Genomic DNA, 12,769 nt, shown 5'->3' with positions numbered 1-12,769 from the left:
GTTGATTGGTTTAAATATTATGTCACTTACTCAGCTAGTAATGGCCACAAAAGTAAGATGGAGAAAGCAAGGAACTGTCGAACCTAAAGGTCAGAGTGGCAGTAATAAAATCAAAACTAAGGCAAAGACTGTGAAAGGAAATAGAAATCTAAGTAGCCCTCCCCAGAAAATTGCGGTTGCAAAGGCAACTAAGACAAATTTAGATAGTGATAGAAACAGACATTCTGATGAAGTTGCACCAGCTGCTGTATCCGATCTGGAAAGTACCACCCAGTAACTATCAACCAAAACCTTGCAAAAGGAGTATCGCTATATTAATGGACTCTTTTCAGGAAATAATTAAACCTAAGTTATTTGATAGTTCCATTGTATGTTACTAGCGTAGAAAAAACCCACATAATATGGAAGGTAGAGCATGTCTGACCATCTTCTGCTAATTCCAGTTCAACTTAGAATTACAACGCATGGACAACCAATGAGTGCAGTGGGTTAGAATAGGATAAGATTGAATGTGTGAATTGGTATCAAGTAAATGAAACTTCAAAAAATACAATCTGTGATACCTTTTATTTCTTTACCATTAGGAATGGCATCTTTAATATTACTATTGATCGAGTTTTCCGTAAGAGCATCTCTGATATCACAAAATCCTCTATCTCAACTAATCTTGTTTGCTGGTTTTATAACAAATGTAGCTCTGTTACTATTATCATTTAGAGCAGTGGCGCAGGTTCTGTCTCAAAAAACAAAAAAATAAAAATGAAATAAGATGAAAAGGAAACGGTATCCATGTAAAACCTACCAAGGTGCCTTCACGAATTCGTTAGTGATCCAATGAACCGTAAACAGAAAGATAGCTCCTCGGTTAAGGATGGTTTATGATCAAATGCCACACCCAAAATATGTCATTGCATTGGGAGCGTATGTGATTACCGATGGCTTATGCGTAGATCCACCTGGCGTAGATCGGATAATAATAGTTGATGTTTATGCTATGGTGTCCGCCTGAACATGATAAATCAAAGAATAGGCTAACCAATTATCATGGGTAGTGAGCCTCCAGAGGTAATCACTTGGCCCAAAACTATTGTATAATTAAGACGATAAACCATACTAACCGCTGTAGTAGTGCTTATTACAACGGATATATTGTATTCCGTCAACAGGAGTACATGTTAAAAGGAACCCCAAATGAAATAATGAATCAAAAATTCATGTTAGAATTAAACAGTGCTTTGGCTATGGAAAATGCAGGAGCGCAGCGATTACAAGCCCGCGTTGAGGAGGCTAGCTTGCCGGAAGCAAAACAAAAATTACAACATCATCTGGAAGAGAGCAAGGAACATCAACACAGATTAAAAGACTTAATTTCCGGCATGAGAGGAAACCCAACACAACTGAAAATAGGGCTGCCATTGATTTCCTACCCCCAAGAGATAAAGGAAATGATGGAAAGTTCCATGACAAAACAAGAATGGGAACTAAAAAGGACTTAGGAAGATATGATAATAGAAAATGCAGAAGCTACGTGCTAGTTGATCCAAAAAGCCCAGATGGCAGGGAGACATATCTTAATGCGGTTGAACCGTTATCACGGAATATGAAGGATGAGGAGGATATGGTCAATTGACTGACTGCTTCACCTGGAATGCTCAGTCAACTGTGGCCAAAGATTCAATCTGTTGCAGCTAGCTCTGCCTCGCGATGAAGTCATTAGTCTATCATGGGCCAAGAGGCGTTCAAATAGACGATAAACCTCACCCTAGCATTCAGCATCAAGAAGATGCTATAATACGAATCACTTCAACCGCTTTATGTGGTTCTGATCTACATCTTTATCATGGTACCGTTCCTGGAATGCAGCCGGGCCAAACGCTCGGACATGAATTCATGGGAGTGGTCGATGAAATATGGCCAGAAGTACATGAAGTACAAGTAGGGGACAAAGTATTGATCCCATTCAATATCTGCTGTGGGCATTGCTCACCTTGCATGCACAAACGACCTATGGTCACAATGTGATAGGTCCAATCCTAACGGAGAGATAGGGGGCAGCTTCGGTTACACTCAACTTCTCGGTGGATATGATGGTTGTCCGAGTGCCATATGCTAATACCGAGCCGCTTAAGGTACCAGACTCTCTAGCCGATTAGCAGGTATAGTGCAGATATAGCAAACGTAAAACCAGGCGATGATGTAGCCGTATTCGGCGCAGGCCCTGTTGGTTATTTCGCAGTCATGAGCTCGTCTCTTAGAGGGGCGGCTAGCGTATTCTCTATTGATCACTGGCCTATTCGCTTAGAAAAAACCAGAGACCTGGGAGCAGAGACTATTAACTTTGATAATGACGATCCAGTTGACATAATAAAAAGAGAAACTAGCAGAAAAGGAGCAATATGTTTTGATGCTGTTGGATATGAAGCAGTAGGACACATGGCAGGAAATGCGAGCGATGGAACAGCTATGAACAATGGGGAGAAAGAGAATCACGATGACTCCAAAGTTGGCAACCCTGCTTACGATCCCGGCAATCCATTACAAGTAATTAGCTGGATGTGCCAAGTTGCAAAAAGGAATTCGTATGTTTCAATACCTGGAGTGTATGGTTCGGGTTATGACCAATTTCCCTTGGGAGTGTTCTTCAACCGTGGTCTCCAAATTCATATGGGTCAAGGCCCAGTAAAGAAATACAATGAGCGATTACTTCATCTTATCGAAACGGGAAGAATAGATGCGACAAAGATTATAAGTCACACTATGAATCTCATAGAAGCACCAAAAGCGTACAGTATGTTTGATAAAAAAAGACGACGTTACAAAAATTGTATTCAAACAATGAGTCGAATGTGATGATAGCATAAATGTGAATACTTATGCAATTCACTCATAGTCAATAATGGCTCGAAGAAAATAGCATCACAAGTGCATGTATATACCCTTAAATAAGCAAATTTACCTTGGAATGAAATTGGCTTTAGAAAAGATTTTCTGCACATTGTTATCGAAACCAAACATTGTTTTCTCTATCAAGTGATGGCATAAGTTAGCGTATTTTAGTTGCTATTGCCCTTTTTTGACCATTGTTAGCTTTTATATCATCCCTGACGTGCAACTGTCTTGAAATGTCGAAAGAAGGTACTATTTGTTGTAGAACCTGAGTTAACGATAGCCCGTTGTCAAGTATTTCATTTCTTGATCAAATAATGGAACGGTAATAGTGGTAGCCGCACTAGAATAATCTTGCATATTATAGGTGAGCTGATGACAAGTAAGTATAGGGATAGCATTAATTTTGCCGTTAGTATTGGATAGTATCTTACTATTGTCCTGTTGTATAAACCTTTGAAACATTTCCGCAGGACTATAGTTATGATCGCTATAGCTAGAGAAGCGCTATAAAGATCCTGAATAAATATTCAGCATATATTTGACGTCCGACGATAACCAGCTAAATGATGACTATTTCACAGTTATCAGATCACCTTGTTATCGATATGTCGCCTTTGTATCTATATACCTTATAATTAGAACTACCCTAAACTATTTCTGGTTGTTCAGCCTCTGGATGTTCTGAATCTATATGTGCTGCAAGAAGCTGTGGCGTTAGGAAGACGAGTCCACACATTTTACACCTATACTCTCTTATTTGATCTGGGAGAGGGTCGAAATCAGACACTTTCCTTCACATATAATATGTTAGATGTTCTATTTACTGTTTTGGATTCTAATGTGACTATGTCTTGTGTAAAGTTTAGACCACAAGAGGAAAAAAACTGGCAATAGTGTCTTTAAAAACCAATAGGGAAAGATACCTATATTGCAAAACTCATCAGTCACGATCGCAATTCAGAAAGCCTCTATCTATTTTATGTTTCTTGTTATTTCTCTTGTCGTAATCTTTGTTCTTTGGATATTTGTCATTGAGAATACAAGGTTTAGTGATCTTATTATGAATAGAATACAAAGCCCATAAAAGTATAGCTATTGACACCAACCTTAAGGGAGTTTGATAATTTGTTAAAAAGTCTGTTGCAACTATGCCAAATCCTCCGAGGGCCGAAATAAGAAGAGATCCTATTGACGAACAGCTGGCACAAGTACTAGAAGCAATACCTAATATTGAGCCTGAGATTAACGATTTATCTAATCTTACATTTGTATTTACAACTACATATACATTCATCGCTACCAGTATTCCCATCAATGCTGAAGTTATATTTGTTATAATGAATCCTGTTACTGCATCACCAGGTAAATAAAATGTAAGTACAGGTGAAAAAAATAGAAGCTGGTCAAATAGATTAAATAGAATCCAGAAAATGACAAATACTCCGCCAGCTATTGCAATATAAAGGTAGTGACCAAATACCATCCTAAATGCAAGAGGTATTGTAACATTCAATATTGGTATTATTGATTCCTGCTTTCTGCTGCTATTAAACTTCGAATTTGTCTCCCTTGCTCTTCTCATATCTTTCTTATGCCCTGGGTTCTTTATCAATTATAGCCTGAAACGAATGGAAATGATCTACCAAACCACCTTTCCTCTCTCACGAACCTAGGAAAAATATCATAAGCTAACTGAGTCTGGGATTTATCAACTACTTTTAAATAGATTGTATTCATTGCTAGATTACATTCATTACTATTCATTACTCGTAGACCAATCAACCTTTGGAAAATATGTGAACCATCATTGAATACCGACAATGTGTCCTGTTCTAGTTATTAGACGATACAATTTCCATACCAATTCTGTTACTTGTAACATGACTTAATAGATAGTTGGATACGAGGATGAGAATAAGGTTGCAGTCGCAAACTATTGGATAGGTCCAATAAATTGAACCTTGGGAGCTCCAGGATTATTAATTGTTTTACTGTTGTTACCATTGTGATGACTGTTAGATCCTAGACTATCATCGCTACTACCATCAAATCCTTGATGACTACTCCCTCGATGTGTGTCAGGTCCAGCATTTCTTATCCCACTAAAACTACTCCCTTGATTTTCGTTAAATCCTCTATTACTACCAAAATCCCTTTTTCTATCCGTCCCGTGCTGTCCGTGCGCGCTACCATTATCATTTGAATTGTCGGTGCTGTGACTTTTTTCATTCGAATGGTTGTTAGTGGTGCTACTGTCATGGTTGCCTTTGTTATTATCAGGACTATGGTTATTGCTTCCGCTGCTACCTGGCACGGCTGGAAGGGATACAGACATGGCCGAACCAGTGGTCTTATAGATATGACAATTCTGTTCAGACAGAGCACCAGAATTCACACACACCTGTACAGAATTCCCTTGATTAGGAGGAATATTAAATGTCCATGAGGGATTTCCTGCTGTGGGAATATTCGCTTGATCCGTGTAGCCATTTTCTGTTGTTATCGAAATACCTATTGTAGATGTCCCAAATGGATGAGACAGAACGTTGACAGTAAGTAAATATCCTGGTTGGGTAACTACATTATTGTCCTGTGCAAGCACTTTGCCATCTATAGAAATAATAAAGATCGTAGATATCGTTGTTACCACTAATACGGCCATCTTACCCACGCTTGTATAACATGAGAGAACTGATTTCTTCAGCAAAATGACAAAATAATAATCAGAATATTGATTATAGGAAATAGGAAGGAGAACTATACTATTCGGTTGCTGGACTTTCTGCCTGCAAAGTGGTTACACTTTTTTTACAGGTGAATAAATCAAGAAGAAATACCAGTACTGCCTCTGATATTGAAGGCTCCATGCATAGTTCATAATTTTAGAATTAACTAGATGCATTTGTGGCGTTCCGGAAAGCGATACAAAGTTAATCAATTCAGTTATTATTAAATAATTAGCTAATAGAATACAAGTGTTTCTACTAGATACGTCTAACGGTTAGACCTATCCACTATGTTTTCCATAGCGTGTACTATGACACACTCCACTACAAAGCTATCCTCAGAGGGGCTTGCCCCGAAACTCTACGATCTGGAGTTGGAATGTAATGTGCATCATGTAAACAAATTGTGGAGAAGCTATCGAAAGATGAGCGAAAGATGAGCAAGCAATTAAGAATATTGATATTGATTATATGACAGACAGCGTTAAAGTAGAATATAATCCGAATTTAATAAGTAAACATGAGATAAAGATAGATTGGAAAAAAAGGTACAAGTATGGCAGCCCGAGGGTACAAGTATGGCAGCCCGAGGATAATACTAAAATAAGCGCATCATAACAAACTCATTAGTTTAATCATCTTATGCCTAGTTGACTTGATAATTATCTAGTAACTGTTTGCAAAGAATGTGGCTTTCTATATTTTCCTTGTCAGCGTAGAGCATCGGATTGTTAGTTTTATCTGTGTACCTTGATTTATATATTCCAAGTAGCATGGAATTCACAACAACAGTAACAGTACCAGTGCAAGACCGGCCAGCTTTAGAAGCCGCTATCCAAATATCCAGGCATCCAGGCATCCTAGATTTGGCGTCATTCCTTTCACTTTCCGTGCTTTCTCTACACTTTAAAATTCGAAACTGCAGTCCAGATAGCGTGAAACATAAGGCAACTTACGAGACCTTGTATATGGCAAACAAAGTACTGCGATGAATTCCTATAACACTACCTTCTTATGTGTATTCGAAGGCAATAAAGTCTTCAAATAATAAGACTAGGTAGATAGCCGTCTCCTTACTTCCTGCTTTTATCCGAGCTTCTTAGTCTATCAGCGGTGATGGTAGTACTTGTGATGGTGGTGGTGGTGGTTGTAGTGATGATGGTGGTGGTGGTGGTGGTTGTAGTGATGATGGTGTGATGATGGTGGTGGTTGTAGTATTTATGAGCAAACGCATTATTTGCAACAAGCGGACCCGTTGCAAAAAGCATTGCTAATGCTACGATAGCTATGCTCGAAACTATTGCTGTACTTTTTTTCGAATACATCGGCGTAACGAAACCAAAACATAGTCTATATATGATTGGTCTGTTAGTTTCTTAAGTTGAACTCATGTTTTTGCGTAATTATGCTCTGTAGATGGCTAAGAGTTATATTTAATTGCTTTTTTGTGATTAATATTGAATAATTATTCAATTTGAACATGCTATAATAATACGATAATTTTTGCAACCAAAGCATTCGGCTAGAATATCAAATCTTTCAGTAGAATTATATTGATTATCTTTATCATCCTTATTCACTTTGTTACAAACCAGTCAGAGAGCACTTCAAATATGCGGGCGGAATCAAATGTTTCGGGTTACTTTAGTCATTGGTAACATTTCCGACGTCTGCAGTATAGCTTGACCAGAAGAAAAACAGCCGTTACAAACAGATGGTTTAACGGGTAGATGTATTCGAAAAGAAGTACACGAAAATCATCTGCTTGTAACGGCCATCTTGTAATAGATCTCATATTAGTTATAGGTTTATTCTGTCAATTAGCATGACTTACGTATATTGAAGTAATATAACCTAGCCCAAGATTTAATACGATTCAAGCCTAGATATTGTAGGTTAAGGTATTACTGATATACGGTTGTGGCCAGCAAAGTAACAAAGGGATGCTTAGGTATCATCTCTTTAAAAATCAGACAACCTCTATGCCTAATAATCTGTGTTTAATTAGGAGGAATCCCAATTCCTTTTTCATATATCATATCAATTGCTAAAGCCGCACTCCATGAAAAATCCTTTCCTCCAAGACCTTGGCGTTTATATGGATTATAGTATTCTCTAAAACCATGATTTTCAGCTAATTCCAACACTGCCTGTTTGATTAGATCTGCCTAGTTTTTGTAGCCATACTTTAGAAGCCCTAGCCATATCATCCAGTTTGTATTAATCCAAACGGGTCCCCTCCAGTATGTTATTGGTTTGAAATAGGATACCTCCAAGTCAGTGCTAGGAACTGTAGGATCGTGACAGTGGCTGTCCTTTCCACAAAAATGAGCATGTGTTATCCATCTTACAATTACCTCAGCTTCATGTACGTATTAATCCGGTAAATATAGGGATAAGAGACGATACTGTTTTCTTTTTTATTTGCTGTCTTTTTACAAGGTCATAATCAAAGAAAAGGCTCTGTTCATTTGCTCCCACCTTTTTTTCACTTTGATTAGACGGAAAAAAGTAGTCATAAAAATTTTGTTCTGTTCTAGACATCCACTCTCTTATTTCCTGCGTATCATTTTCTCCTATTATATTCGAGATTCTAAGCACGTATTTGTTGGCGACATGGAAAATACAGCTAAATACGATTTCTTTTATTTTAAATGGAAAATTGTATACATCTTTTTCTGATCGTAATCATATTTTTTCATGTCATAAAAATCTGCACTAGGAAAATATGTTTTTTCTTTTTCATTGAACACTATATGTGGAATCATTCCATTTTTCCATTGGGCCTCGAATAGAAATTCAATTTCTTTTATTGCTCTATCAGTATCATGATAGAAGTTTCCTATTGCACTCCATTGATGAGGGTAAAGAGTTGGAGATGAGGGGTATTGTAAAATTGCCGTCTAGTATTTTTTTCGCATTATTTAAAAGTCTATCTAAATACAACAACATTCAACGTCTCGCTTTTCTGTACTATATTATGATCATTATATGATATACTTGTTTCTATCTATTAGATTCGATTGAAATGAAATTCCATGCGTAAAGGAACAGACTTAGCAGGAGATCTGGTATACGAGCAGTTGATAGTGAATATTACAATGACTCTGGTAACCGAGACAATAGATTCCATGCTATACGTTGAGATCTATGCCAGATAACCCCATGAATCTTACTTTCATACATAAATAGTAGACAAGAATTTATGACAACCTTTGATCTTTACCACCGTCCGTTCTAGTTAAAAAGAACTAACTTAGCTGCATTCTCAATACTGCTTTAGATTTACGAAGCTGTTAATATGTACGACCAAAAAAAGATTCGAGAACCCGTACCTTAGGGTATGGCCTTTAGAGTGCCGGGCTGCGAGTTAGTGGAGGATGGTGGTAGAGCACTTGAAGTACGGGAGTGAAGAGTGCTTGGGACATGTGTACTAGAAGTGCCACTAGCGTTAGAAGGCAGAATATTGAATGAATACACTCTGGAAATACTATCTCTTTTTGTCGTCTTGCTTGTTGGACTTTTAACATTGTACTTGAAGGTGAGTGTAGCGTTGGTAATGCCAGTAGAGGAAGCTTTATAGGTTATACCTGACTGCGGTGAATTTAGTATAGGCGAATGGCCTCCAGGATTTAGCGTAACTTGTTGTTCTCTACATGAAGCAGGTGTGGTCTGAGGTTCACTTATGGCATTCTTATTAAATGTGACTGATAGTGGGGGAGTGCACGTTCCATTCATAAATATAATTATTGATGTAGAGTTATTTACTACAATACCGCGTATTCCAAAGTCAGTCCCGACGGATACCTTCGATGGGACAGTATGAATGCGCAAAACCTTGATCCCTTTTACGTGTGTGACTGCTGCTGTAGTCTTAGTCTTAGTAGACCTTTCAGTGCTGGTACTTGTCCCGCTGCTACTACTTTTCTTAGCAGCTAGGGCTGACCCTGTGAGCGTGGCTGCTGTTATAAGTATAAAAGCCACAAGTGCTGATAACAATATTAGCGCTGCGAAATTCTTCAACATTACTAATATATGACAAGAAGAGTATATGAATATCTCGCATGAATAAGAATTCAAGCTTAAGCGATAAAGCTAATACGCATGTACATCGCGCTTGTGTTCTTTAAATTTCTGTTTTGATCTAAAACGCGCTCCACATTTTTCGCACTTAAATGGGTTTTCATATTCTAGGATAAATCTGGCTCTTATGTCTTTTAGATCCTGTGATAATTTGCTGTATTCCAATTAGAAATTATTGCATAACATCGAATATATGGGATTTAGAATCCAGCGGAGATTATTTACTTTCTGTATATTTGTAGATGGTAATCCGGTCAAATCTCTAAACTAAATGCCGACAATAAACAGGGTTCCAATTGGTTAATTAGCAATTCAGTGCCTGCACTTTTTCCACAGTCTTTCTTGCACTTCCCTTGGGTTAATTATGTAATGTTTATGTCTAAAACAGTACAATCACAAGGGAGATTAAAATACCGAAAAGTAGTTAGTGACAAAAACAAGATTAGAGCGAAGTAATTCAGAAGAGCACGCTTATTACGGTCTTTGAAAGGCAATCCATATCCACTATAATGATTATGGCGAATCCAATTTTACTACTTGAGGAATTCAAGCAGCTTGCACAGCAGCCGAACGAATTCACTAATTATCTCAGGGAAGACCTACACCCACGCAAAATTTGATGACAGTTGTAGATCGACTGCACTTGTATTGTACATCACTGACAAGAAATATCGATTTGAACGATATAGCATTATCTTGCACTAACCGTTCCCTTAATTCCATATTTCCGGTTTCCCAAAAAAGGACTAGTTACACGGAGCAAGATTGCTTGTTTTATAAGCTTAGTCTGGCTTGATCTTCAGTTCAATATTTAGATCCTACAACTGCAAGTCCAACACCAATTTATAGGAAAGCGTATTTTTTCTGTTGGCCGCCTCACATACGCTTATTAATGACCGAAGCAGATCTGATCCAAATTATTAGCTGCTGCTTGCAAAAAGATGCTAATGATAATCTGGTGGGTTTGAAAAAGGATAATTAATCAAGATTATTCAAAGTAGGTCCGAATCGAGCCGGGGGGAGAAATAAGAGCTACATAAATGATTTTAAGTTAATCGAAGAAATACACGGAGTTAATCGAAATTGAATAGCTTGATTTATTGCTTGAGCAATCACAATCACATCCTTCACATTTTAGAGCAAAATGTGTCTACGATTTGTCCTTTTCTGTCCTCCTTGTCACCTAACTTGTGTGGTAAATGCTTCACAGTCTTTTGAGTGTTCTGATGATTGTTCTAATAGATTCTATAGTAGAATAATCAATTTCCCTGGAAATGAATTTCCTTCTTGTTTGTTCGCAGATCCTCTACTTTATAATAGTTTGTAATATTGCTCAAAATGTAACAATCTCAGTTCAACCTTGTTAGAGGTATGTTTTAAACTGATAGATAAATTGTGCAGATTATGTCCGCAGTATCTGAATGTAAACCTATTCTTTTTCTATGGGTCTTGATGCAAAGTTGTATAGTCCCTAACAGCCAGCAGGACAGAATAATATTAGGCTCATAGGAATGGTTGGTTTTTAAGACTTTGTATTCAAATATCGGTTGTCCTGCCTTTATTTAGAACATCAAAGCCAGCACACCAATTTAGTAATATTGATTCGCAGGCTGGAGAGAATATGGAAAGTGCAAGTGCTACCGAAGAACAGTGACTTTTGTAGAAAGATTCCTAAAACATATCTTAACCATATCGTGTACCAAAGTTTATGCCTAGAGGAATGAAGAAGGGATTAGATACGAAGTTCATACGAAGTTCGATAGATGCGTTTCAAAAGTAAAGAGTAAATCAGGCAAGAGTGCTCACCCTTATGCCGTATGCAATTCAACAATGAGTGGAAAAAGTAAGGTAAGAAACAAGTCCAAGAAATAAAGATAATTTTTATACTTGCGATTCCCTCAGATAAAGTAATGTATACATGTCGGTTCTTGAAATTCACTCCTGCATGAAGATATACTCCAACAACAACCTAGTTTAAATGCAAGTGACTAGGCATGATTACGTTATTTGGATTAAGGAATAGTAGCAACCTATTCTGACGAAATTTTCCTACGTTACCCAGTTTATCCCGGGTTCTTTAAGACGTTAGGAAAGTAAAATTATAATATGTTATTTAGTATGGATGTGTTCCGAAAACTATTATTATGTTATTCAATATATTGGTCAGTAACTTGTGATTAGACAGGAATTGTTTTACACCTTGGACAAAACTGAGGTTACTCTATAAGCATTAATTGATTATTAAGCTCTAATGCAAGGCTTTTTTGTTTTAGCATTATTCGAATCTTGTTTGCAAAGTCTAGCAGTCTATCTTGATTGACATCATTTGCATGAACTCCTACAAGCATATACTTTGTGGGTTCGAATTTACCTTCAAAGTAGCCATCGAACTCTATAAGAGACATCGCTCCGTACTGCTGGGCAATGTGGCGTATTATTTCCAAGTACCCCTCGGTTCTGGGAAGATAAAACTTTATAGTATCGCTTAAAGTTCGCACTTTGTAGTTCAAATTTATTACACTATGCTTAGATCTATGGTGCTAATAAGTTAACACGTATTCTATCATATCATAGCTTAATGATAAACTATGACCATTGATCAAATTGTTTACTCCCCCAGTCCTTTTTCAATTTAATTTAAATACAATCCTATCATGCCAAGTTTAAACGCTATTAGAGCTAATCAGGTACTTCAATGAAAGTCTAAGATAATAAATTGAAGCCTATCCAATAGGCTTCCTCGAATATCTCAACTTTAGTACTAGTAATACCAAATTTAACAATACACCAACAGAATTCCCGCCTGCGATTACTATATCTATCTTAACAACCCCATATATCACCCAGAGTGACAATCCAACGATCAGAGTAAATATCAACCAGACTGAAACATCATCCATTTGCCTTGTCCTTAGACCTTTTATAATCTGAGGTAACGTACTTGAAACCGAAAAGAGGGTCGCCGATATACCTATTAAAGGCAGTAAAAAGGTACCAACCATATTATACCTCAGCCGGTAAAATATAAGTATTAATAATATTTCCAAGGCCTAGAGGCTTTCATTTGCTAT

The 12,769-nt window shown here is 37.3% G+C and carries 18 protein-coding genes and 1 pseudogene; 7 read left to right on the top strand and 12 right to left on the bottom strand.

Translation table 11 applies throughout. The annotated features are described in order from the left end of the window. From DYY65_RS11190 to DYY65_RS11165, 6 genes and pseudogenes are all read left to right on the top strand, one after another. Positions 1 to 277 (top strand): hypothetical protein (locus DYY65_RS11190; protein ID WP_236561809.1); only part of this gene is annotated, 277 nt, incomplete at its 5' end. Between the two features lie 561 nt (positions 278 to 838). Then, positions 839 to 991, top strand: a pseudogene (locus DYY65_RS12810) (NADH-quinone oxidoreductase subunit B); the annotation flags it as partial. A 181-nt stretch (positions 992 to 1,172) separates the two neighbouring features. After that, on the top strand, positions 1,173 to 1,496 hold the full coding sequence (locus DYY65_RS11180) for a DUF892 family protein (RefSeq protein ID WP_162478039.1): 324 nt from the start codon (positions 1,173 to 1,175) through the stop codon (positions 1,494 to 1,496). Then, a complete protein-coding gene (locus DYY65_RS11175; RefSeq protein WP_162478038.1) occupies positions 1,475 to 1,630 on the top strand; it encodes a hypothetical protein in 156 nt (51 codons plus the stop codon). The genes DYY65_RS11180 and DYY65_RS11175 overlap by 22 nt, the downstream gene beginning before the upstream one ends. 74 nt (positions 1,631 to 1,704) lie before the next feature. Beyond that, positions 1,705 to 2,022 (top strand): alcohol dehydrogenase catalytic domain-containing protein, encoded by a 318-nt coding sequence (locus DYY65_RS11170; RefSeq protein WP_162478037.1) that lies wholly within the window; start codon positions 1,705 to 1,707, stop codon positions 2,020 to 2,022. 216 nt (positions 2,023 to 2,238) lie between these two features. Continuing rightward, positions 2,239 to 2,850, top strand: a complete 612-nt coding sequence (locus tag DYY65_RS11165) for a hypothetical protein (protein WP_162478036.1) — start codon at positions 2,239 to 2,241, stop codon at positions 2,848 to 2,850. 685 nt (positions 2,851 to 3,535) lie between these two features. Here the strand turns inward: DYY65_RS11165 and DYY65_RS11160 are convergent. From DYY65_RS11160 to DYY65_RS11145, 4 genes are all read right to left on the bottom strand, one after another. Continuing rightward, on the bottom strand, positions 3,536 to 3,676 hold the full coding sequence (locus DYY65_RS11160) for a hypothetical protein (RefSeq protein ID WP_162478035.1): 141 nt from the start codon (positions 3,674 to 3,676) through the stop codon (positions 3,536 to 3,538). Between the two features lie 153 nt (positions 3,677 to 3,829). Then, the gene (locus tag DYY65_RS11155) at positions 3,830 to 4,501 is read right to left on the bottom strand and encodes a hypothetical protein (protein ID WP_201449482.1); all 672 of its coding nucleotides are present in this window, start codon (positions 4,499 to 4,501) and stop codon (positions 3,830 to 3,832) included. Then, positions 4,498 to 4,710 carry a hypothetical protein gene (locus tag DYY65_RS11150; RefSeq protein ID WP_162478034.1) on the bottom strand — a complete coding sequence of 71 codons (213 nt, stop codon included), beginning with the start codon at positions 4,708 to 4,710 and terminating at the stop codon, positions 4,498 to 4,500. The genes DYY65_RS11155 and DYY65_RS11150 overlap by 4 nt, the downstream gene beginning before the upstream one ends. Before the next feature lie 112 nt (positions 4,711 to 4,822). After that, on the bottom strand, positions 4,823 to 5,551 hold the full coding sequence (locus DYY65_RS11145; protein WP_162478033.1) for a hypothetical protein: 729 nt from the start codon (positions 5,549 to 5,551) through the stop codon (positions 4,823 to 4,825). Between the two features lie 535 nt (positions 5,552 to 6,086). Between DYY65_RS11145 and DYY65_RS11140 the strand changes: the two genes are divergently transcribed. Then, positions 6,087 to 6,233, top strand: coding sequence for a hypothetical protein (locus DYY65_RS11140; protein WP_162478032.1), 147 nt, complete (start codon positions 6,087 to 6,089; stop codon positions 6,231 to 6,233). 455 nt (positions 6,234 to 6,688) lie between these two features. Here DYY65_RS11140 and DYY65_RS12290 read toward each other — a convergent pair whose 3' ends face one another. The 8 genes from DYY65_RS12290 to DYY65_RS11115 form a co-directional block, all read right to left on the bottom strand. Then, the gene (locus DYY65_RS12290; RefSeq protein WP_201449481.1) at positions 6,689 to 6,940 is read right to left on the bottom strand and encodes a hypothetical protein; all 252 of its coding nucleotides are present in this window, start codon (positions 6,938 to 6,940) and stop codon (positions 6,689 to 6,691) included. 675 nt (positions 6,941 to 7,615) lie between these two features. Further along, positions 7,616 to 7,759 carry a hypothetical protein gene (locus tag DYY65_RS11135; RefSeq protein ID WP_162478031.1) on the bottom strand — a complete coding sequence of 48 codons (144 nt, stop codon included), beginning with the start codon at positions 7,757 to 7,759 and terminating at the stop codon, positions 7,616 to 7,618. Positions 7,760 to 7,783: 24 nt separating this feature from the next. Beyond that, positions 7,784 to 7,957 (bottom strand): MGH1-like glycoside hydrolase domain-containing protein, encoded by a 174-nt coding sequence (locus tag DYY65_RS13170; protein ID WP_441338333.1) that lies wholly within the window; start codon positions 7,955 to 7,957, stop codon positions 7,784 to 7,786. A 22-nt stretch (positions 7,958 to 7,979) separates the two neighbouring features. Then, the gene (locus DYY65_RS11130) at positions 7,980 to 8,159 is read right to left on the bottom strand and encodes a hypothetical protein (RefSeq protein WP_162478030.1); all 180 of its coding nucleotides are present in this window, start codon (positions 8,157 to 8,159) and stop codon (positions 7,980 to 7,982) included. 101 nt (positions 8,160 to 8,260) lie between these two features. Then, the gene (locus DYY65_RS13165; RefSeq protein ID WP_441338332.1) at positions 8,261 to 8,461 is read right to left on the bottom strand and encodes an MGH1-like glycoside hydrolase domain-containing protein; all 201 of its coding nucleotides are present in this window, start codon (positions 8,459 to 8,461) and stop codon (positions 8,261 to 8,263) included. Between the two features lie 490 nt (positions 8,462 to 8,951). Then, complete coding sequence (locus tag DYY65_RS11125) at positions 8,952 to 9,641, bottom strand: hypothetical protein (protein WP_201449480.1); 690 nt, start codon at positions 9,639 to 9,641, stop codon at positions 8,952 to 8,954. Between the two features lie 2,273 nt (positions 9,642 to 11,914). Next, on the bottom strand, positions 11,915 to 12,208 hold the full coding sequence (locus DYY65_RS11120) for a hypothetical protein (protein ID WP_162478028.1): 294 nt from the start codon (positions 12,206 to 12,208) through the stop codon (positions 11,915 to 11,917). A gap of 213 nt (positions 12,209 to 12,421) precedes the next feature. Further along, on the bottom strand, positions 12,422 to 12,700 hold the full coding sequence (locus DYY65_RS11115) for a SemiSWEET family sugar transporter (protein ID WP_162478027.1): 279 nt from the start codon (positions 12,698 to 12,700) through the stop codon (positions 12,422 to 12,424). Positions 12,701 to 12,769: the final 69 nt, after the last annotated feature.

The sequence above is a fragment of the Nitrososphaera sp. AFS genome, from assembly GCF_009898475.1.
Taxonomy (GTDB): Archaea; Thermoproteota; Nitrososphaeria; order Nitrososphaerales; family Nitrososphaeraceae; genus Nitrosopolaris.
Note: the sequence above shows the minus strand (reverse complement) of the source record. Positions and strands in the feature narration are given on the sequence as shown.

Bases quoted from the DNA above. Each gene is read 5' to 3' on its own strand.
- DYY65_RS11180 (WP_162478039.1), top strand. From the start codon at position 1,173: ATGTTAAAAGGAACCCCAAATGAAATAATGAATCAAAAATTCATGTTA.
- DYY65_RS11175 (WP_162478038.1), top strand. From the start codon at position 1,475: ATGGGAACTAAAAAGGACTTAGGAAGATATGATAATAGAAAATGCAGA.
- DYY65_RS11170 (WP_162478037.1), top strand. From the start codon at position 1,705: ATGAAGTCATTAGTCTATCATGGGCCAAGAGGCGTTCAAATAGACGAT.
- DYY65_RS11165 (WP_162478036.1), top strand. From the start codon at position 2,239: ATGAGCTCGTCTCTTAGAGGGGCGGCTAGCGTATTCTCTATTGATCAC.
- DYY65_RS11145 (WP_162478033.1), bottom strand. From the start codon at position 5,551: ATGGCCGTATTAGTGGTAACAACGATATCTACGATCTTTATTATTTCT.
- DYY65_RS11140 (WP_162478032.1), top strand. From the start codon at position 6,087: ATGACAGACAGCGTTAAAGTAGAATATAATCCGAATTTAATAAGTAAA.
- DYY65_RS12290 (WP_201449481.1), bottom strand. From the start codon at position 6,940: ATGTATTCGAAAAAAAGTACAGCAATAGTTTCGAGCATAGCTATCGTA.
- DYY65_RS11130 (WP_162478030.1), bottom strand. From the start codon at position 8,159: ATGTCTAGAACAGAACAAAATTTTTATGACTACTTTTTTCCGTCTAAT.
- DYY65_RS11125 (WP_201449480.1), bottom strand. From the start codon at position 9,641: ATGTTGAAGAATTTCGCAGCGCTAATATTGTTATCAGCACTTGTGGCT.
- DYY65_RS11115 (WP_162478027.1), bottom strand. From the start codon at position 12,700: ATGGTTGGTACCTTTTTACTGCCTTTAATAGGTATATCGGCGACCCTC.